This is a genomic window from Hymenobacter aquaticus, from assembly GCF_004765605.1.
Classification (GTDB): domain Bacteria; phylum Bacteroidota; class Bacteroidia; order Cytophagales; family Hymenobacteraceae; genus Hymenobacter; species Hymenobacter aquaticus.
Genome location: NZ_SRLC01000002.1, coordinates 244915 through 265861, shown reverse-complemented (window position 1 = coordinate 265861; position 20947 = coordinate 244915). Strand labels below are relative to the sequence as shown.

Annotated in this window: 13 protein-coding genes; 4 read left to right on the top strand and 9 right to left on the bottom strand. The window is 64.5% G+C overall.

Annotated elements, in window-relative coordinates:
* The first annotated feature begins 126 nt into the window (after nucleotides 1–126).
* Nucleotides 127–2466: a patatin-like phospholipase family protein gene (locus tag E5K00_RS13970; protein ID WP_135463943.1), complete on the top strand. Its 2340-nt coding sequence runs from the start codon at nucleotides 127–129 to the stop codon at nucleotides 2464–2466.
* A 216-nt stretch (nucleotides 2467–2682) separates the two neighbouring features.
* Here the strand turns inward: E5K00_RS13970 and E5K00_RS13965 are convergent, their stop codons facing one another.
* From E5K00_RS13965 to E5K00_RS13945, 5 genes are all read right to left on the bottom strand, one after another.
* Nucleotides 2683–3507, bottom strand: a complete 825-nt coding sequence (locus tag E5K00_RS13965; protein WP_135463942.1) for an MIP/aquaporin family protein — start codon at nucleotides 3505–3507, stop codon at nucleotides 2683–2685.
* A 90-nt stretch (nucleotides 3508–3597) separates the two neighbouring features.
* Complete coding sequence (gene pulA / locus E5K00_RS13960; RefSeq protein ID WP_135463941.1) at nucleotides 3598–5607, bottom strand: type I pullulanase; 2010 nt, start codon at nucleotides 5605–5607, stop codon at nucleotides 3598–3600.
* A 48-nt stretch (nucleotides 5608–5655) separates the two neighbouring features.
* Nucleotides 5656–6165: a hypothetical protein gene (locus E5K00_RS13955; RefSeq protein WP_135463940.1), complete on the bottom strand. Its 510-nt coding sequence runs from the start codon at nucleotides 6163–6165 to the stop codon at nucleotides 5656–5658.
* Nucleotides 6166–6249: 84 nt separating this feature from the next.
* A complete protein-coding gene (locus E5K00_RS13950; RefSeq protein ID WP_135463939.1) occupies nucleotides 6250–7023 on the bottom strand; it encodes an alpha/beta fold hydrolase in 774 nt (257 codons plus the stop codon).
* A gap of 63 nt (nucleotides 7024–7086) precedes the next feature.
* Nucleotides 7087–8019: a hydrogen peroxide-inducible genes activator gene (locus tag E5K00_RS13945; RefSeq protein WP_135463938.1), complete on the bottom strand. Its 933-nt coding sequence runs from the start codon at nucleotides 8017–8019 to the stop codon at nucleotides 7087–7089.
* 130 nt (nucleotides 8020–8149) lie between these two features.
* Here E5K00_RS13945 and E5K00_RS13940 point away from each other — a divergent pair, with 130 nt between their 5' ends.
* Nucleotides 8150–9661: a catalase gene (locus tag E5K00_RS13940; RefSeq protein ID WP_135463937.1), complete on the top strand. Its 1512-nt coding sequence runs from the start codon at nucleotides 8150–8152 to the stop codon at nucleotides 9659–9661.
* A gap of 441 nt (nucleotides 9662–10102) precedes the next feature.
* Here E5K00_RS13940 and E5K00_RS13930 read toward each other — a convergent pair whose 3' ends face one another.
* The 3 genes from E5K00_RS13930 to E5K00_RS13920 form a co-directional block, all read right to left on the bottom strand.
* The gene (locus E5K00_RS13930; protein WP_135463935.1) at nucleotides 10103–11440 is read right to left on the bottom strand and encodes a family 1 glycosylhydrolase; all 1338 of its coding nucleotides are present in this window, start codon (nucleotides 11438–11440) and stop codon (nucleotides 10103–10105) included.
* A gap of 223 nt (nucleotides 11441–11663) precedes the next feature.
* On the bottom strand, nucleotides 11664–13340 hold the full coding sequence (locus E5K00_RS13925; protein WP_135463934.1) for a GMC family oxidoreductase: 1677 nt from the start codon (nucleotides 13338–13340) through the stop codon (nucleotides 11664–11666).
* 135 nt (nucleotides 13341–13475) lie between these two features.
* Complete coding sequence (locus E5K00_RS13920; protein ID WP_135463933.1) at nucleotides 13476–14072, bottom strand: gluconate 2-dehydrogenase subunit 3 family protein; 597 nt, start codon at nucleotides 14070–14072, stop codon at nucleotides 13476–13478.
* Nucleotides 14073–14360: 288 nt separating this feature from the next.
* Here E5K00_RS13920 and E5K00_RS13915 point away from each other — a divergent pair, with 288 nt between their 5' ends.
* The gene (locus tag E5K00_RS13915) at nucleotides 14361–18347 is read left to right on the top strand and encodes a T9SS type A sorting domain-containing protein (protein ID WP_135463932.1); all 3987 of its coding nucleotides are present in this window, start codon (nucleotides 14361–14363) and stop codon (nucleotides 18345–18347) included.
* A 185-nt stretch (nucleotides 18348–18532) separates the two neighbouring features.
* A complete protein-coding gene (uxuA, locus tag E5K00_RS13910; protein WP_135463931.1) occupies nucleotides 18533–19705 on the top strand; it encodes a mannonate dehydratase in 1173 nt (390 codons plus the stop codon).
* 186 nt (nucleotides 19706–19891) lie between these two features.
* Here uxuA and E5K00_RS13905 read toward each other — a convergent pair whose 3' ends face one another.
* Nucleotides 19892–20836, bottom strand: a complete 945-nt coding sequence (locus tag E5K00_RS13905; protein WP_135463930.1) for an SDR family oxidoreductase — start codon at nucleotides 20834–20836, stop codon at nucleotides 19892–19894.
* Between the last annotated feature and the right edge of the window lie 111 nt (nucleotides 20837–20947).

Below are 20947 nucleotides of genomic sequence, written 5' to 3'. Positions count from 1 at the left end.
CTTTGCCGCCCCTCACTCCCCGCTCCTTTCATAGTCCAGCTTCGTTAGCGCGGCACCGGGGCAACTCCCCGAATCTGAATGCGTAGGGAAAGCCGCGGCCCTGAGTAAGGCCTTTCCCCGTTCCCTATGCAAAAAATCTACCGCTGGCTGGCTCCGCTGCTGGCCGCTCTGCTACTGCTTCCCTCCTCCCTGCACGCCCAGAAAGTGGGCCTCGTCCTCAGCGGCGGCGGCGCCAAGGGCCTGGCCCACGTGGGCGTACTCAAGCAGCTGGAAAAAAACCGCGTACCCATCGACTACATCGTGGGCACCAGCATGGGCGCCATCGTGGGCGCGCTGTACGTGGCGGGCTATTCGCCCCACGAAATCGAGGAAATCGTGCTCAAGCCCGAGTTTCAGAACTGGGTGTCGGGGGCCCCGCTGGAGGGCAAGGTGTATAACTACTACGACGTAGACCCCTCGCCCGCGGCCCTGCACCTGCGCCTGGCCGTCGACTCGACCCTGAAGACGCGGGTGACGCCCAAGCTGGTCGACGACGTGACCCTGAACTACGTGCTGGCCACCATGCTGGCCCCGGCCGGCGCCATTTCCGGCTACGACTTCAACAAGCTGCTGGTACCCTACCGAGCCGTGGCCTCGGAGGTATTTACCCGCGAGAAGGTGGTGCAGCGCGCGGGCTCCCTCTCCGACGCGGTGCGCAACTCCATGGCGTTTCCGCTGGCGTTCCGGCCCATCCGGCAGGCCGACGGCCGCTACCTCTTCGACGGGGCCGTGGTGGATAACTTCCCCACCGGCGTGATGCGCGACGAGTTCAAGCCCGACGTCATCATCGGGGTAAACGTGGGCGACGTGGCCTTCAACAAGTACCCCAAGGAAAAGGACGACCAGCTGCTGACCAGCACCCTGATTTTCCTGGGCTCCAACGTGGCCGATACGCTGTCGGTGGGCAGAAACGGCATCTTCATCCAGCCCGACCTGGAGGGCATCACCGCCGCCGACTTCAACAAGGTGCGGCAGCTGGTGCAGCTGGGCGAGCAGGCGGCCGATAAGAAGATGGCCCTGATGCTGCAACGCATTCCGCGGCGCGAAGACACGCTGGCCCTGCAACAGCGGCGGCGGCAGTTTCAGAACCAGGCCCCCCGCCCCGACTTCAAGGAAATCCAGGTGCAGGGCCTGCCCCGGCAGCAGCAGGATTTCGTGCGCCGCTTTTTCGTGCGCAACGGCAGCAGCTACTCGCCCGGCGACGTGGAGGAAGGCTACTACCGCCTGGTCAACAACGACTTTTTCAACAACGTGTACCCGCGCATCCGCTACGACCGGCAGAAGGAAGGCTACATCCTGAACGTGGACGCCCGCCAGAACAGCAACCTCACCGCCGACCTGGGCGTGATGCTCTCGACCCGGTCGATGAACAACTTTTACATCGGCGGGGCCTACCGCTATTTGAACCGCTACCTCTACACCGTGCGGGCCGACGCCACCATCGGGCGCTTCTACAACGGGGCCCGCGGCTCGTTCCGGATCAGCATTCCGGGCCGGGTGCCGCTGTACTTCGAGCCCACCGTGACCTTCAACAACTTCAACTACCAGGACACCGGCGGCCTGCTGGGCTCCACGGCCCAGAACACCCAGCTCGGGCAGCGCGACTTCAAAACCGAGCTCATGATTGGCTTCAGCCCCAACTACCGCAGCCGCTACACCCTGAGCGGGGGCCTGTTCACCAACCGCGACCAGTACGCCAACACCGACGAAATCAGCAGCAACGCCGTGCTCGACCAGGACCGGCTGCAGGGCCTCACGGCCGCCGGCCGCTTCGAGCGCAACTCCCTGAACCGGAAGCAGTACGCCGTCAGCGGCCGCCGCGTCGACTTTAGCGTGCGGGGGGTGCTGGCCCAGGAAAAATACACGCCCGGCACCACCGCCGGCGAGCTGCCCGAGCGGACCCGCACCCAGAATTTCGTGAAGGCCAGCATCTTCACCGAGCAGTATTTCACCTTCAACAAGGTTGATTCGGTGGGGCGCAAGGTGCACGCCTGGGGCTACATCGTGGATGCCGTGGCCACCACCCAGGGGCCCTTTGCCACCTACCGCGCCTCGCTTACCTCGGCCCCGGCCTTCCTGCCCCTGCCCGACTCGCGCACCCTGTTCCTGGACCGCTACCGGGGCACGGCCTACGCGGCCGTGGGCCTGCGCTACACCCGCGCCGTGCTGGGCCCGGTAGAATGGCGCACGGAAGTGTACGGCCACGTGCTGGTGCGGCAGTGGGAGCGGCAGGCCGGCAACACCCTACTGGCCGAGCGCGGCACCACCGTCAGCCGCCCCTACCTCACGGCCATGACCGGCTTCGTCTACCAGACCCCCGTGGGCCCCGCCTCCCTGCAATTCATCCACTACGACGACTCGGAGCACGCCTTCGGCGTCTTCGCCCACATCGGCTACGTCCTCTTCCGCGACCGGGCGCTGGACTAGCGGTGAATGGGTGAATGAGTGAATGAGTGAGTTCCTGGCATTGCGAGGCACGAAGCAAGCCGTCCTCTGAAATGTGCTGAGCTTTCTAATATGAAAAGCCCTTTCCTGCTCGTGCGGGAAAGGGCTTTGTGGTAAAAGGACGTTTGTCGCTAGCAGAGGACGGAGTGCTTCGCAAGCTCGCAGGGACACGTTTTTCTACTTCACTCATTCACCATTTCACCGCTCCTGCGGGTATACTGGTGGCTCGGTGGCGTGCGGTGTGTTGGGTGCCGCGTCGCAGCCGGCCAGGATGGCGCAGGCCAGCTCCTGGCCTTTATGGGCTTTGTTGAAAAAGACGGCTGCCAGCCACATGCCGGCCAGCGGCGCTACCCAGTACAGCCACAGGCCCCGGTAGTGGCCGGCGGCTACGGCGCTGCCCAGGGTGCGGGCCGGGTTGAGGCTCATGCCCGAGAGCGGCGTTTCGAAGGTGATGTACAGGAATAGCAACATGCCGATCAGCCAGCCGGCGGCTTTTTTGAGCGTGGCGTGGTGCAGGGCCAGCAGCAACACCAGCATTAATGCAAAGGAAATGACGAACTCGGCGGCAAAGGCGACGCCAAGCCCGTGCGGCGGCTTGGGCGCCGTCACCAGGTAGTTGACGGCGGGGTGGGCAAAGTAAGCGCCGAGCACGGCTTTGAGCACCTGCCCCATCAGCAGGGCCCCAACCACCTGGGCCAGCAGATACCACAGCGCGTCGGCCCGCCGGATTTTGCCCAGCTGCCAGAAGCCCAGCGTCACGGCCGGGTTGATGTGCGCCCCCGACTTCTTGCCCCACGGATTGTAGACGATACCCACGATAACCAGGGCCATGCCCAGCCCGATACCGGCCCGGCGCAGTACTTCCTGGCTGGCCAAGGCCTGATACCCTGGAAAGTCCGGGTGCTCAAACAGGATGGTGAGCAGGCTGCCGCACAGCATAAAAACACCGATGCCCACCGCCTCGGCCGCGTAGTGCGGCCAGTGCCGGCGCCAGGCCCGGCTCATTTCCGAAAGTAAAGTCATTCGTGGGGGGTGAGGCAGCGCGGGCGGAACAAGTCCAGTCCGTCCCAAGGGTCTTACCCCATCGGCGGCCCCACGGTTACGACGGCCGAGCTAGGGCTGCACCAGAATCAGGGCCGAAGAGGCGGGCAGCGTCAGGGGCTGGCCGGCGGCTACGGTCAGCGTACCCAGACCTTTCTGGTTGATTTCCTGGCCGCGCAGCACTACCGTGTACGTCCCGGCCGGCGCGGGCACGGTGGCTGGCGCGCGGTTGCCGTTCAGCAGCACCGTAATCGTGCCCCAGTCGTCGTTGCCGGCGTGGTGCAGCAGCTGGTAGCCGATGGTATTGGCCGGCATGGCGGGCAGAAACGCCAGGTGCTTTTCGACCAGCGCCCGGGTGGGCAGGCGGAAGGCCGGGTGGGCGCGGCGCAGGCCGATGAGCTGCTGGTAAAACCCGAACACGCTCCGGTACCGCGCCTTGCGGGCCCAGTCGAGCTGGTTCACGTTGTCGGGCAGGTTGTAGGAGTTGTGGGAGCCGCCCTTGGTGCGCAGAAACTCGTCGCCGACGGGCAAAAACGGCACGCCCTGGCTGGTAAAGACGATGGTGTTGCTGAGCACGTCCATCCGCAGCAGCTCTTCTTCCGAAGCGCCGGGGTTGGCCACCGTGAGCTTGTCCCAGAGTACCCGGTCGTCGTGGCAGGCTACGTAGTTGATGGCCTGGCCGGGCTCCGTAGCCCAGGGCGCCTTCGAGTAGTTCACCTTGGCATAGTCGAGCTGCGGGTGCTGGGTGGCCCCCACGATGCCGAACTTCACGCTTTCCTCCAGGCCGGGCTGCCCGCTGGCAAAGCCGGGCTCGGTCTGGCGGGCGTAGTGGCCCTTCACCCCGTCGCGCAGCTCGTCGCCGAAGGCCGCAACCCGGTCCAGCTTCAGGATATTGGCTTTCACGGCCCGCTCGGTTTCGGGCAAAGGGCTACTGCCGGCCGTCCAGCCTTCCCCGTACACGAAAATGCTGTGGTCAATTTCGTCGAGGGCCACGCGCACGGCCCGCATGGTGCGCAAGTCGAGCACGCCCATGAGGTCGAAGCGGAAGCCGTCGACGTGGTATTCCCGGGCCCAGTACGCCACCGACTCCACGATGAGCTTGCGCACCATCGTCCGCTCGGAAGCCACTTCGTTGCCGCAGGCCGTGGCGTCGGAATAGGTGCCGTCGGGCTTTTGGCGGTAATAATAACCCGGCACGAGCTGGTCGAAAGAGCTGCGGGCGGCGTCGGCGGTGTGGTTGTACACCACGTCGAGCACCAAGCGCAGCTCGCGGCGGTGCAGGGTCTGGACCAGCTGCTTCAGCTCCCGGATGCGGGCGGCCGGGTCGGCGGGGTCGGTGCTATAGCTGCCCTCGGGCACGGAATAGTGCAGCGGGTCGTAGCCCCAGTTGTAACGGTTTTCCTCCAGGCGGCTTTCGTCCACGGAGGCAAAATCGTTGGTGGGCAGCAGGTGCAGGTGGGTGATGCCCAGCTCCTGCACGTGCGCCAAGCCGGTGCTCACGCCCTCGGGGCCGTGGGTGCCGGTTTCCGTCAGGCCCAGGAATTTGCCCTTGTGCGCGATGCCCGACTGCGGATGCATGCTCAAGTCGCGCACGTGGGCTTCGCCAATGACGATGTCGGTGGCCTGTTTCAGCTCGGGCCGCCGGTCGTCGGGCCAGGCGGCGGGGCTGGCCGTGGCCGGGTCGAGCAGGGCCCCGCGCAGGCCGTTGAGGCCCACGGCGTGCACGTAGGGGTCGGGTACCTCGGCCATTTGTTTGCCCCCAATCGTGGCCTGCACCACGTAAAACCGCCCCGGCGGCCGGGCCGGCAGCTGGTACACCCAGGTCCCACCCGTGGATTTTTGCATGGCGTAGGTTGCCACCGGCGCCCCGCCCGTGCCTTCGGCGTAGAGCTTGAGCTGCAAAGCCTCGGCCGTGGGCGCCCACACCCGCAGCGTGGCCTGCCCCCGCACGAACGTCAAGCCCAGGTCGGAGCCGGTGTAAGTCGGGTAGGCGGCAAAATCAGGAACCTTGGAGGTGGTCTTATGGGAAACGGCGCAGGCGGTAGCCACGACGAGCAGACTTAGAAACAGCAGAAACTTCATGCAGGTAAAGTTGCGGAAAACCAGGCGGCATTCGTTGGTCAGCCCAGCCTACAGTAGCGTCTCGAAAGTATAGTCGGAGTGGTACAGCGCATCGGCATCTTCCACATACCACTGCAGAAACTCCGCCAGGGATGTGGTCAGCACCTTGAACACTCCTTTGGCTGGCATAATCCCGATTCGGTAGGTTTCGCCGCTGGCATCGGCCGCAAACCCGTACCACCAGCACCCCTGTAGATAATCGACGAAGACCGTTACGGCCATTTGCTCATGCCTGGCCTTCTGGTCGTGTATTACCAGAAAATCCTGCTGCTGCGGGTGCAGGGCCTCCACAGGTAGAACTGAAAACCCATTCTCGTCCATATCACTCGGATAGATCTGCGGCATACCATTGACTGTGGAGTACAGCTGCTCGAAGTCGGGTGGCAGCACAAGGCCATGCACAGCAGCAATTTCCCGCACAGATAGCAAAGGTATGGGCAGGCCGGCAATGCCTTGCCGCCGCCAAAACAGGCGTAACACAACGAGAATTTCGGGCAGCGTTGTAGCGGATGATATCATAAGGAACTACCTGAGGAATGTCAGCACACAAGGTGTCTCGCATCTGCGTAATAAACACGATGCTCTACACAACCGCCTAACAAACTACAATCCGTGTTTCCCAACGAACTCCCGCAGCAGCCGGGCTACTTCCACCGGGGCTTCCAGTGGGGGCAGGTGGCCCACGCCGCCGAGGATTTCCAGCGGCGTACCTTCAGGCAGGTAGGGCAGGGTTTCCAGGCCGTGCACCGAGGGCGACATAATCGGGTCGGCGCTGCCGGTGATGATGAGGCAGGGCACTTGCACCAGGCACAGGCGGGCAGCAATATTTTCCCGGCTGCCGGAGCGCATCCACGCGTCCCAGGCCGGGTGGGAAGCGCGCAGGTTGTCTTCGATAATCGTGGCCTTGACCTGCTCCGCCACCGGCCGCACCACGATTTTGGCAAACGTAGCGGCCGCCGCTTCGGGCCGCCCGAAGGCCTTGAGCGAAGCCTGGCGCTCCTCGTCGGTCATGGGCTCGATGGTGGGCGGCGACGGGGCCAGCAGCACCAGGCCCCGCAGGCCGGCGGGCTGCTCGGAAGCCACAAACATGGCCGTCTTGGCCCCCATCGAGTGGCCCACCAGCACGAAGTTGGTTAGGCCGCGCTGCTGGATAAAGGCCAGCACGTCGGCGGCGTAGTCTGCCACGGCGTAGCCGCTGGCCGGGGCCGGGGCGGCCCCGAAGCCGCGCAGGTCGGGGGCCAGGCCGTGAAAATCGGGGCTGAGCTCATCCAGGACCAGCTGCCATTCCCGGCCGCTGCCGGCCCAGTAGTGCAGAAAAACAAAGGTTAGCGGGCCGGTGCCCGCTTCCAGCGCGGGCAAGTCAATCGGTTGGGGCATGAAATCGGGCAGTTGCTTTCCCTGACGTACGGAAAGCACCCGGCTTTGGCGCAAGCTCGGCCGTTACTTCCACCGAATCTTTTGCCCGGCCCGGCCCACTTGCAGCCGCGCCGGCAGCTGGGCCAGAATAACGTCGCGCAGGGTAGCCAGCAGCGGCAGGCGCACGAAGCCGTGGTGGACCACCAAACTCACCTCCCGCACCGGCTCGGGCGCGGCAAAGCGCTTCACCATCGGGTTCTGACCCACCTCGTCGAGCACCGAAAGCTCCGGCACCAGCGTGTAGCCGTTGGTGCGGGCCACCAGCTGCTTCAGGGTTTCGATGGAGCCGCTTTCGTAGGTGTAGGGCCGGGGCGTGGCCGGCGCGGGCGGGTTGCAGAGGTTGAGCACCTGATGGCGGAAGCAGTGGCCCTGCTGGAGCAGCCAGAGGCCGTCGGCGTCGAGGTCGGCGGGCGTCAGCAGCTCCTTGCTATACAGCGGATGCCCTTCGGCCACGTAGCCCAGAAACGGCTCTTCCAGCACCGGAATTTCGCGCAGGGCCCGGTCTTCCAGCGGCGTCACGAGCAGGCCCACGTCGAGGGTGTGGTCTTTGAGGCGCTGCATAATGGCGGCCGACTGCAGCTCTTCCACGTGCAGGCGCAGCTGGGGGTAGCGCGCGGCCAGCTCCACCAGAAACAGCGGCACCAGGTAGGGCGCCAGCGTCGGAATCACGCCCAGGCGCAGCTCGCCCACCAGGTCGCCCTTTTCGAGCTGCACTACCTCGTGGAGCTGCTGCACCTCGCGCAGCACCTGCCGGGCCTGCTGCACCACCTTCTCGCCCACCGCCGTGGGCCGCACGCCCTTGGTGGTCCGGTCGAAGAGCAGCACGCCCAGCTCCTCTTCCAGCTTCTGCACCTGCATGCTCAGGGTGGGCTGGGTGACAAAGCATTTTTCGGCGGCCAGCACAAATTGCCGGTGGGTATCGAGGGCCACGAGGTATTCGAGCTGTTGCAGATTCATAGCGCAAATATAGTCATTAACTATAACTGTATCATAAATATCAATTTTCATTATAACTGTAGAAGCTCAACCTTTGTCCGCCGCTACTCCCGGCGCTTTCCCTATCCTTTCACTCTACACTGCTACTCTCATGGAAGAATCCACGCAACCCAAGAAGCTGACCACGGCGGCGGGCCGCCCGATATTCGACAACCAGAACTCGGTTTCGGCCGGTGCCCGCGGCCCCTTGCTGCTGCAAGACTACTTCCTGCACGAAAAGCTGGCCCACTTCAACCGGGAGCGGATTCCGGAGCGCGTAGTGCACGCCAAGGGCTCGGGGGCCTACGGTACCTTCACCGTCACCCACGACATTACCCACCTGACCCGGGCCAAGCTGTTCAGCAAAATCGGCAACGAGTGCCGCATGTTTGCCCGTTTCAGCACCGTGGGCGGCGAGAAAGGCTCGGCCGACACCGAGCGGGACCCCCGCGGCTTCGCCCTGAAGTTCTACACCGAAGACGGCAACTGGGACCTGGTGGGCAATAACACGCCGGTGTTCTTCGTGAAAGACCCGGTGAAGTTTCCCGACTTTATCCACACCCAGAAGCGCGAGGCCCGCTCCAACCGCAAGTCGCCCACGATGATGTGGGACTTCTGGAGCCTGAACCCCGAAAGCCTGCACCAGGTCACGATTCTGATGAGTGACCGGGGCACGCCCTACGGCTACCGCCACATGCACGGCTACGGCTCCCATACTTTCTCGCTGATCAACGCCGAAAACGAGCGGGTGTGGGTGAAATTCCACTTCCGCACCGAGCAGGGCGTGAAAAACTTCTCGAACGAGGACGCCATCCGGATGAAGGGCGAGGACGCCGACTTCGCCCAGCACGACCTGGTAGCGGCCATCGACAACGGCAATTTCCCCCGCTGGAAGATGTTCATCCAGGTGATGACCGATGAGCAGGCCAAAACCTTCCGCTGGAACCCCTTCGACCTGACCAAAGTATGGCCCCAGGGTGAGTTCCCGCTGCACGAGGTGGGCGTAATGGAGCTGAACGAGGTACCCGTCAACTACCACGCCCACGTCGAGCAGGCGGCCTTTTCGCCGGCCCACGTGGTAGACGGCATCGGCTACTCGCCCGACAAAATGCTGCAGGGCCGTATCCTGAGCTACCCCGATGCGCACCGCTACCGTCTGGGCGTCAACTACGAGCACCTGCCCGTGAATGCCTGCCCCTACGGCTTCAGCAACTACCAGCGCGACGGCCGCATGGCCCTCGGCGACAACGGCGGCCCCGGCCCCAACTACTTCCCCAACTCCTTCGATGGCCCCGTGGAAGACAAAACCGTCGGGGAACCCGCCCAGGAGCTCGACGGCCTCTTCGCCGACCGCTACGACCGGAACGCCGGCCCCGGCAACGACGACCACTACACGCAAGCCGGCAACCTGTTCCGCCTGCTCGACGCTCAGGCGCAGAAGAACCTGATCAGCAACGTGGTGGGCTCGATGAGCGGCATCGAGGGCCCCAAGAAAGACCTCATCACCCAGCGCCAGCTCTGCCACTGGTTCCGCGCCGACATCCGCCTGGGCATGGCCATTGCCAAAGGCCTGGGCGTGGACGTGGAGATGCCCACCGAACATATTGCCGCCGCTACGGTTTAGCTTAGTACGTACCTGACCTACCTTTTTCTGCACAAAGAGCCGGCCCCCGCAAGGAGGCCGGCTCTTTTGGTTTAACGAGTCATTGCAAGCGAAGCGCGGCAGCTACCGGGCAGCGTAGCGGGTTACTCCGCTGCCCGCAACGGCCTACTTCTCCGATTTTTCGGCGTCGCCCTTACTTCTTACCGCGACAACCACGAAGAACACGAATGCCGCTACGTACAGGATTCCTAAGCCCGTATTTTCAAATCGTAAGGTTTCGAAATCGAATTTTCGAAATGCAGCTATTCCTACAATAGCTGCCAGCAGTGCGCAGGTTATCCGGCCCATCTTCTTAGTACTTGGTTTGAGTAAAGTAAGCTACCCGTCAAATATAGAAGAATGCCGCTCTACCCATCAACTGAATGACTGCTTTTACTGCCTCCTGATGGCCGAACCATACCCTTACACCTCCACTTTTAGAATAGCCGGCTCCTTGGTCACCTGGAACATCTCGCCGTGGGGCACGATGGTAATCTGTCCGTATTCCTGCAAGAGCTGGCGGTAAGCCACCGACACCTTGCGCGGGTTCCGGTCGAGGTCGAACAGGCCGCAGGCGTTGACTTTGCCGATTTTCTGGGCCAGGCCGATGTCCCAGTCGACCTGGTCGATGAGGGAATACCAGGTGAAGCCCAGCACCGGGATGCCTTCCTCGCGCATCCTGAGGATGTTGACCCACTGCTTCCAAAGCCAGGTCGGGGCTTCGTGGGCGTTGAAGACGTTGGTTTCGGTGTGCATCACCGGCTTGCGGTAGCGCAGGTAGTACTCGTGGGTGATGTTGTACCAGCCCAGCACGTCCATGCTGGTGCACTCCTCGCCGTTGGGCAGAATAATTCGCTCGTTGCGGCCGTAGTAATCATTGCCCATCACCTGGTAGCCCGGCGGCTCGCCGGCCATAAACCAGTCGTACTCCTCGCGCGTCATACCGTTGTCGTAGAGGTAGTTGAGCACGTCGGCATCAGGGTGGTGGGCGTAGAGCAGGTCCAGGGCCAGGAAGCGCAGCTTGTTTTCCAGCTTGATGCGGGCGCAGGGGTTGGCGCGCAGCTCATGGATGTACTCGGCCGACTCGCTTTGCACGATGATGCAGTCGGGCCGCACCTGGGCAATCTGCTGGTTGGCCATGATGCTGGCCGCCACCAAGTGCTTGATGGCCGTCACGAAGCCCCGTTCCGACTTGAGCTGCTCGTTCCAGATACCATCCTTGGCGCTCATGCGAGCCGTGACGAACACCTCATTGACGGGCGTGTAGTAGCGCACCCAGGGGTAGCGCCGGGCCACGGCCTCGGCATACTCGGCGAAGTACACGGGCAGCTCAGGGTTCTGAAAGTCGCCGAGCCAGTTGGGCACCCCGAAGTGGAGCAGATCCAGAATCGGGGTGATTTCCAGGCGCTGCATCTCGGCCATCACCTGGTCGGCAAACTCCCAGTCGTACTTCCCGGGGCCCAGATGGATGCTGTAGTAGGGCAGGCCGTAGCGCAACACCTTCAGTCCCATGTCTTTTACCAGGGCCAGGTCTTCCTTCCACCGGTCGTAGTGCCCGCACTCGGCCAGCAGGTCGCGGCGGGTTTTGCCGTGGTCGATGGTCGGGTAGGAGCATTCGATGCCGGTGGCAAACATGAAGTTGCCGGGGTCCCCGGTAGGCAGGCCGCTGCCGTCGCGCCCCCCGGCCCCGCCGAACTCGTCGCCGGCGTAGTTGCCTTCCCCGAATCGGGTTTTGATGTGCTTTAGAAAGTTTTTGGCCATGTGATGTCGCTTGAACAAAGCTCCCCTCCTTAGATAAGGAGGGGTTGGGGGTGGTTGACCTCGCTAGCTGGTGTTGTTTAGTTTGATAAAACCTTGAATGGCAAATTGTTTAAGCACGCCGTAATCGTTCGGCTAAACAATGATTAACCACCCCGCCCTTCGGGCACCCACGCCGCTTGATGCGCGGAATTTGAAAAAAGGAGGGGAATTGTCGTTCTATCCGCTACCGTTGGTTTTCCAGAAACTTATCGGCGGTGCGCAGGGCCAGGGCCATGATGGTCAGGGCCGGATTGACGCCCAGGGCGCTGGGAAACACCGAATTGTCGCAGATGTAGAGGTTGGGCACGTCGAAGGCCTTGCCGTTGGCATCCACCACCGCATCGTCGCCCGAAAGGCCCATGCGGGCCGTGCCGATGATGTGGGCCGAGCGGGGAAACGCCCAGATGTCGGTGGCCCCAGCCGCTTCCCAGATGCGACGCATCAGCTTTTCGGCGTGGTTGGTCATCCGGATTTCGTTGTCGTGATTGGTGAAGTGGATGCGGGGCTTGGCCAGCCCGCGCGCGTCCTTCTCCTCGGCCAGCTCCAGGAAGTTGTCGGCGTGGGGCAGACAGTCGCCCAGGATGTTGATGCCGGCCACGTGGTTGTACTGCTGCATGTAGCGCCGCAAAGATTCTCCCCACAGCTTGCGGCCCCGGGCTACCTGCCCGGCAAACGTGACGGGCATAATGCCAATGCTTTGCAGCAGGTAGCCACCGGCAAAATCCGCATCCGTAGGCCGGTGGGTTTCCTCGGAAATCAACGCGCCCGGAATGCCCTTGTAGGGCCGCACGGCTTCCTCGAACGTGCCGAACACCTGAATGGCCGTGTGCGACATAAAGTTGCGGCCTACGTGCCCGCTGCTCAGGGCCAGCTCGTTGAGCAGCAGCAGGCGGGGCGTTTCGATGGCGCCGGCGCACAGAAACAGGTGGCGGCAGCGCAGCCGCTGCTCCTGCCCGTTCCGCTGGTAGATAACGCCGGTGATTTTACCCGTGTCGTCCCGCTCGATTTCCGTGACGTAGCAGCCCGGCCGGGTATCGGCGCCGTGGGCGGCGGCCAGAGGCAAAAACGTGACGTCCATGCTGGCTTTGGCCCCGGTGCTGCACCCGGCCTGGCAAAAGCCCCGGTTGGTGCAGGCCTCGCGCCAGCCAATGCCTTCCTGGTAGTAGCGCCCCGACAGCGCCGCGTTGGCCGCCGGCGAGGTTTGGATGCCAAGCTTTTCGCAGCCGCGCTGCATCAGTTGGGCCGCGCCGTTGAGCGGCAGCGGGGCCAGCGGGTACCCCTTGCGGCGGCTGGGCCCCCAGGGGTAGGGCGTGGGGCCCGAAATACCCAGAAACTGCTCCAGCTCCTCGAAATACGGCTCCAGCTCCTCGTAGCCGAAGGGCCAGTCGACGCCCACGCCGAAGTCGCGGTGCAGGTGCAGGTCGGCGGGCCGGGGGCGGGGCGTGTAGGCCGTGTAGTGCAGCGTGGAGCCGCCCACGCCGGTACCGGAGTTGTTTTTGCCGAAGGCCACCGGGTCCTGGCCCGCCGAGAGCCGCTCGTCGTTCCAGAACAGAAACTCCTGGGCTTTTTCGTCGGTGGCAAAGTCCTTTTTGGGGTCGTGCCACGGGCCGGCTTCCAGGGCCACCACCTTCAGGCCGGCCATAGCCAGGCGGGCCAGCAGCGGCGCCCCGCCGGCCCCGGTCCCGATGACGATGCAGTCCACGGTTTCGGCCGGCACGGGAATTTCCAGCGGCGCGGGCTGGGGCACAATCGGCGTTTCGGCCGCCGGCGTATCAGCCAGCAGGCTTTGCAGCAGCGGGTCCTGAATTTCGGGCTTAACGGGGTTCAGCACGCCTTCTTCCAGGGTTTCTTCGTCGGGCATATGCGGTGATTTAGCGAGTTAGTGATTTAGTGAATCCGTGAGTAAGTGTTTTAAAGACGTATTAGGAATTGGCATTCTGACTGTCCGAAGTGGCATCAACTGAATGACAACTCATTAAGTCGCTAAGTCACTAAATCACTGCTCCGCCGGTTCCCGGTCTTCTTTTTGGTTGAGGCCGATTTTCGTCCAGCCGGGCACGTCGGCCATGCCCGCGTAGCCGATTTCCTCCTGGGCCAGGGGGTGGGCGTAGTAGGTTTCGGTCAGCTCGGCCAGCAGCTCCTCGAAAAAGCGGGTGGCGGCCAGGGTTTGCCAGGCCGGGCCGGGGGCCGTGTTTTCCTGAACAGCTTGCAGCACGGCGTCCTGCTGCTCGCCGGTCAGCTGCTCAAACTCCTGCTCAAACAATAGCTTGGCGCTTTCCCGGATACCGCCCAAACCCAGCCGGTAGGCTTCCCGGTCGGGGGGCAGCACGTCGTAGCGCCAGCCGTCGGAGCCGCCCGTGAGCAGGCGCTGGTCGATACCGGGGGCCAGCTCGATGGGCGAATCCCGGTCGGGCTGGGGCAGCAGGCGGGCCGCCACCTGGCGCAGCAGCTCGTAGGTGGCCGCGTCGAAAAACTGCGGCTCGTAGGCCGGGGCGTGCAGGCGGGCTTCCAGGGCCGCGCGCGTGGCGTCCGTTACCTGGTCGGTAGCCAGCAGGGCGCGCACCGAGCCGGCGGGGTAAGCAGATGGAACCATAAGGAAAACAGGAATAGACTACGGACTACTGACGAGCTTGGCCCCCGGAAGGTTATTACCGTTGCGCTCAGAATTGACTGTTTAACCACCGGAGGCGCATTTTGTCTGGCTTATCGTGAAAATAGCCAGCTGCTTAGCCGCCACCGAACCCAAAATTTTCCTCCGTAGGAAGTCTACGAAATAACCCGACCCTTGGCTTGCCCGCGGCGGCGGCCCACCCGGCTACGCGCGCTTTTGTCTATCTTGAACAAGTTTTTCTACCATCCCCTCCCCTACCCCCTATTGCGTATGAGGCTACTTCTCTACCCCCTGCTGCTGCTGGGTTTGGCGCACTCCGCCACGGCCCAGCTCACCGGCACCAAAACCATCGACCCGGCCGGCTCGGGCGCCAACAACTACGCGACGTTCAGCGCGGCCATCAACGCCCTGAATGCCGGGGGCGTGGGCACGGCGGGCGTCACGTTTCAGGTGAAGAGCGGCAGCGTGTTTGCCGAGCTGACGCCCGCTATTACCGCCAGTGGCACGGCCGCCGGCCGCATCGTGTTTCAGAAAGACGGCACCGGGGCCAACCCGCGCCTGCAGGGCGTGGGCACCGGCGCCACCGACGCCGGCCTCACCCTGGACGGGGCCGACTACGTGACTTTCGACGGCATCGACGTGACGGACGCGGCCACCAACACCACGGCCGCGCAGCAGCTGGAGTTTGGCTTCTGGCTCAAGAATGGCGCGACCAATAACCTAGTGCAGAACAGCACCGTGGATTTGAACCGCGCCAACACCACCAAAACGTACGGGGTGTATCTACAGGACGGCAACAACAACCAGAACCGCTTCCTGTCGAACACGGTGCAGGACTGCTTCTACGGCTACAACATCGACGCCGGCGGCACGCTCTACGACGCGGGCAACGAAATCGGAATGTTACCGAATGGGGCGCCCAGCCGGGTGCTGAACATCGGGGTGGGGCCGGCCAGCGTGCCCACGGGCATCGTCTACGGCATTTACCTACGCACCCAGACCGGGGCCAAAGTAGCCAACACCGAGGTGGCGGGCCTCACCGGCACCAGCGCCGTGTACGGCATCTACTCGACCGGCACCAGCAACAGCGCCGACATCATCGGCAACCGCGTGCACGCCCTGACGGCTACGGCCTCGTCGGCAGCGGCCCAGGCCATCTACATCAACAACGGCACCACGCACACCATTGCCGGCAACTACACCTACGACGTGGCCGCCACCGGCGCTACCGGGTTTGCCTCGGGCATGGACATTACGGCCGGCACCACCAACTACGTCTACAACAACTTCGTGTACGACATCCGGGCGCTGGCCAGCACGGCGGGCACCTCGGTACGGGCCCTGAGCTTTCGGGGCGGCACCAACAACTACTGCTACCACAACACGGTGGTGCTGACCGGCACGCCCACGGTGGCCAGCAACAAGAGCGGCGCGTTCTACATTTCGGGCACGCCCCCGGTTGACTTGCGCAACAACATCTTCGTGAACCTGATGACGCTGCCCAGCGGGGGCGGCGGGGTGGCGGCGGCCTTCTTCAAAAGCACCGCCGTGCTGACCAACCTGGCCCCGGCCTCCAACAACAACCTGTACTACGCCGGCGCGCCTTCGCCCGAGAAACCCCTGTTCTACGGCGTGGCTACTACCCCGGCCGTCGACCAGACGCTGGCCCAGTACAAGCAGCGCGCCACCCCGGCCGACCAGAGCGCCGTGACGGAGAACGTGCCCTTCATCAACCCGCTGACCGACCCGCACCTGCAACCCGGCGCGGCTACTCAGGCCGAAAGCGGCGGCATGGCCCTGGCAAACTCGCCCCTGCCCGTACCCACCGACATCGACGGCAACGCCCGCACCGTGGCCACCCCCGACCTGGGCGCCGATGAGGGCACTTTCCTGGTGGTGGACGTGTCGGGCCCCAGCATTGCCTACCAGCGCCTGCCCAACACGGCCAGCACCGGCAACCGCGGCCTGGGCGGCGTGCTCATCACCGACCCCAGCGGCGTGGCCAGCGGCACCTTCGCGCCCCGGCTCTACTACAAGAAAAAAACCGACGCCAACGTCTTCACCGCGCCCAACGATGCCACCGGCAACGGCTGGAAGTGGGTGGGGCCCGGCGCTTCGCCTACCACCAGCTACTCGTTCACGCTGGACGTGAGCAAGCTGCAGTCGGCACCCGTGGCCGGCGACTCGATTCAGTACTTCGTCACGGCCCAGGACCTGGTTTCGCCGCCCAACGTGAGTGCCTCGCCCGGCGCGGGCTTTGCCGCTACGTCGGTGGCCAGCATCAGTAGCGCGCCGACCAAGCCGAATGGCTACCGCATCCTGGCTACGCTGAGCGGCCTCAAAACCGTGGGCACGGCCGCTACCGCCGACTACGCCACCATCACGGCCGCCGTGGCCGATCTGAACAGCAAGGAACTGAACGGCCCGCTGGTGTTGCAGCTGCTGGATGCTACGTACCCAACGGAAACTTACCCGCTGACGCTGAGCCCCAACACCGGCTCCAACGCCACCAACACCGTCCTGATCCGGCCCGCGCCCAACCGCGGCGTGCAGCTGACGGCGGCGGCCAGCACCCCGCTGTTCATCATCGACGCCAGCTACGTGACGCTGGAAGGCGCTACGGCCGGCCCCAACAGCGGCAGCCTCGCGCTGACCAACACCGGCACGGCGGCCAGCAGCGGCATCGTCTTCGTGACGGGGGCCGACGTAACGTTGCGCGGCCTGAGCATGCTGGGCAGCAGCCCGACCACGGCCTACGGCGTGGCCTTCAGCGGCGCGGCCAACGGCACCGTGCGCGGCTGCTCCATCGGGCGCACCGCCGTGGGCATTCAGGCCCAGAGCAACTGCGTCAGCTTCACGGCGGCCAATAACAGCATCGGCAGTGCCACGGCGGCCGATAAGATTGGCACCAGCGGCATCGTCATCACGGCCACGCAGGGCTTCGTGGTGAACGGCAACACCGTGGCCGGCATCACGCGGGCGGTGAGCCCGTCGGTGAGCGGCATCGTGGTCAGCGGCACTTCCGCCGACGGCCTGATTACCTCCAACCAGATTCGCGACATCGTGCACACGGGCCTCGGCATCAGCAACAGCTACGGCGCATCGGGCATCCGGCTGTCGGCCGCGGGGGCCAATGCCAACGTGAACGTGGTCAACAACATGATTTCCGACATTGGGGCCAACGGCGACGACGGCGTGGCCTTCACGCCCCAGGGCGTGTACATGAGCCTGGGCGGGGGCTACCGCCTGGCTTACAACACGATTCGCCTGACGGGCACCGTGGCCGCGGGCACCACGCCCATTGCGGCCCCGGTGGCCGTTGTGGCCGGCGTGAGCGACGTGACGCTGGTGAACAACATCCTGGTGAACCTGCAGACGGCCACGCCGGCCGCCGGCCGCACCTACGCGCTGTATACCGAAGCCGCCGCCTCGCCCCTCACCCTGATCGACAACAACGCCTACTTCGCCCAGAGCGGGCGGCTGGCTTACGTGGGCGGCGCTGAGCGGACGACGCTGGCGGCCCTGCGCACGGCTACCACCCAGGACGCGGCCAGCGTGGTGACTAACCCCGTGTTCAGCCTGATTACGCCCGGCGACCTGCGGCCCGTGGCCAACGCCAACTGCAACCTCGACGGCAAAGCCCGGCCCGTGGCCGGCGTGGTGGTCGATATTGCCAACAACCCGCGCAATGCCTCGACGCCCGACATCGGGGCGTATGAGTTTGCCGCCGCGGCCCGCCCCGCGCCCACGGCCGCCGATAAGTTCGGCGTGCAGGGCCAGGCCATTCCCGACCTGACAGCCACCACCGCGCCCTTCGGCGTGGCCGTGTGGTACGCCGACGCGGCCCTGACCCAACGCCTGTTTGCCGGCCCCAGCTTTGCTACCGGCCGCACCACGCAGGGCACCTACACCTACTACGTGGCCGATTCGCTGAATGCCTGCGTGAGCCCGGCCACCACGGTGCGCCTGACCATCGTGGGCCCCAATGCTACCGTATCGGCGTTGCGCGAGCTGAGTTTGAGCTGCTACCCCAACCCGGCCCACCACAGCTTTACCCTGCAAGTGGAAGGTCCGGCCCGCACGATTTCGGCCGACCTGCTCGACGCGCTGGGCCGGCCCGTGCTGCACCAGGAAGTGCGCCACTCGGCCGCCGCCACCCAGCACCCGTTCGACCTGCGGGGCTTGGCCAAGGGCATTTACCTGCTCCGCCTCAGCACCGAAGGCCAGACCACTGGCCGCCGCATTGTGCTTGAGTAACACTGCTTCGCAGCAACTACGGCGCGGCGCTTCCCGGCAGGGAGGCGCCGCGCTTTGCGTTGGGGCCGGCCGCACGGCCCGGGGCTCTTTGCCCGCCGCTATTCGCGCGCTAAAGGCCATTTCAACGCTGGTGGTGGACTGTTCCTTGCTACCTTGAGGCCGATAAGCAACGAGCCCAACTCCTTATGAGCATTATTCAAAGCTGGCGCTGGTACGGCCCCAACGACCCGGTCAGCCTGGCCGACATTCGCCAGGCCGGCGCCACCGACGTAGTAACGGCCCTGCACCACGTGCCCAACGGCCAGGTCTGGACGGTGGAGGAAATCCGGAAGCGCCAGGCCGAGGTGGCCGCTGCGGGCCTGGTGTGGAGCGTGGTGGAAAGCGTGCCGGTGCACGAGCAGATCAAAACCCGCACCGGGGACTTTGCCCGCCACATCGAAAACTACCAGCAGAGCCTGCGCAACCTGGCGGCCTGCGGCATTTTCACCGTGACTTACAACTTCATGCCGGTGCTCGACTGGACGCGCACCGACCTGGCCTACGAAGTCGAGGACGGCTCGAAAGCCCTGCGGTTCGAAAAAGCCGCTTTCGTGGCCTTCGACGCGCTGATTTTGCAGCGGCCCGGGGCCCGGCAGGAGTACTCGGCCCCGGAGCTGGCCCAGGCCCAAACCCGGCTGGAGGGCATGAGCGAGGCCGAGCGGGAGCTGTTGCAGCGCAACATTATTGCCGGCCTGCCCGGCTCGGAGGAAAGCTTTACGCTGGCGCAGTTTCAGCAGGCCCTCGACGCCTACCAGGGCATCGACGCGGCCCGGCTGCGGGAGCACCTGATCTTGTTTTTGCGCGACATCGTACCGGTGGCCGAGGAAGTGGGCATTAATCTCGCCATTCACCCCGACGACCCGCCCTACCCGATTCTGGGTTTGCCGCGCGTGGTGAGCACCGCCGCCGACGTGCAAGCCCTGGCCGCAGCCGTGCCTTCGCCGCGCAATGGCCTCTGCTTCTGCACCGGCTCCTTCGGCGTGCGGGCCGACAACGACCTGCCCGAGATGGTGCGCCAGTTCGCCGACCGGATTCACTTCATTCACCTGCGTAGCACCCAGCGCGACGCCGACGGCAACTTCTACGAGGCCAACCACCTGGAAGGCGACGTGGACATGTACGGCGTGATGCGCGAGCTGGTGCTGGCCATGCGCCGCCGCCGGGTGCGCCTGCCCATGCGCCCCGACCACGGCCACCAGATGCTCGACGACCTGAAAAAGAAAACCAACCCCGGCTACTCCGCCATCGGCCGCCTGCGCGGCCTGGCCGAGCTACGCGGCCTGGAGCTGGGCATTACCCGCAGTTTGGCGGGCGGGTAAACCTGCTTGTGGGCCGAACGGCCAGCTCCGGCGGGGCAGAGCTTCCACACCAATATTTCACGCAGTGTCTCGCGGTGGTCAGCGCGGTGGTTCGCAGTGTCGTTCAATAAAACACTGCGAACCACCGCGCTGACCACCGCGAGACACTGCGTGAAATACGAAAGCCGATCTACATAAGACCCACCTCTACTGGTCGCTGGAGAGCTTGCCGCCGGTGACGTGAACCAGACTGCCGGTCATGAAGGAGCCGTCCTGGGACGCCAGCAGCACGTAGGCCGGGGCCAGCTCCTCGGGCTGACCGGGGCGTTTGAGAGCCACTTCGTAGCCAAACTTCTCGATTTCCTCGGCCGGCATGGTGCCCGGAATGTTGGGCGTCCAGACCGGGCCGGGCACCACGCAGTTGACGCGGATATTTCGCTCGCCCAGGTGGGTGGCCAGGCTTTTGGTGAAGGCGTGAATGGCCGACTTGGTGGCCGTGTAGTCAATCAGAATCGGGTTACCGGTGAGGCCCACGATGCTGCCGGTGTTGATGATACAGTCGCCGGCCCGCAGGTGGGGCAGCGCCGACTGCGCCATCCAGATGTAGCCCAGAATGTTGGTGTCGAAGGTGCGGCGGATCTGCTCCTCGGGAATGTCCTCGAACTTCTCCTGGGCCATCTGAAACGCGGCGTTGTTGACCAGAATGTTGAGCCCGCCCAGCTCGGCCAGGGTGCGGCGCACGGCCTGCCGGCACTGCTCCGGGTCGCGCACGTCGAGCTTGAGCAGGATGCAGCGGCGCTGGCGCTTTTCCACCTGGCGCTTGGTTTCCTCGGCGTCCACGTCGTTTTCGTTGTAGAGCACGGCCACGTCGGCCCCTTCCAGGGCAAAGGCAATGGCCACGGCCCGCCCGATGCCGGAGTCGGCGCCGGTGACGAGGGCAATTTTGCCTTCCAGCTTGCCGGCGGCTTTGTAGTTGGCAAAATCGGTGTCGGGCTGCTGCTTCATATCGGCCTGCTTGGCCGGGTAAGGCAGCTTTTCGGCCTTCATGTCCTTGGCCGTGGGCCGTTTTTCGGGCTTGGGCGCGGCGGGCTTTTTCGGGGCAGGGGCTTTGGCGGAGGCTTTGGGGGGCGCGGCGGTTTTTTTGGCGGCCATAGTCAGATAGAGTAAGAGGTTGGAGCCTGGGCTTACGCAAAAAGCCGGCGGATAGTCGAGCCGCCGGGCGGAAGTCCGCGCGGAGGCCGGGTCCGCTGCCGGACACCTTTT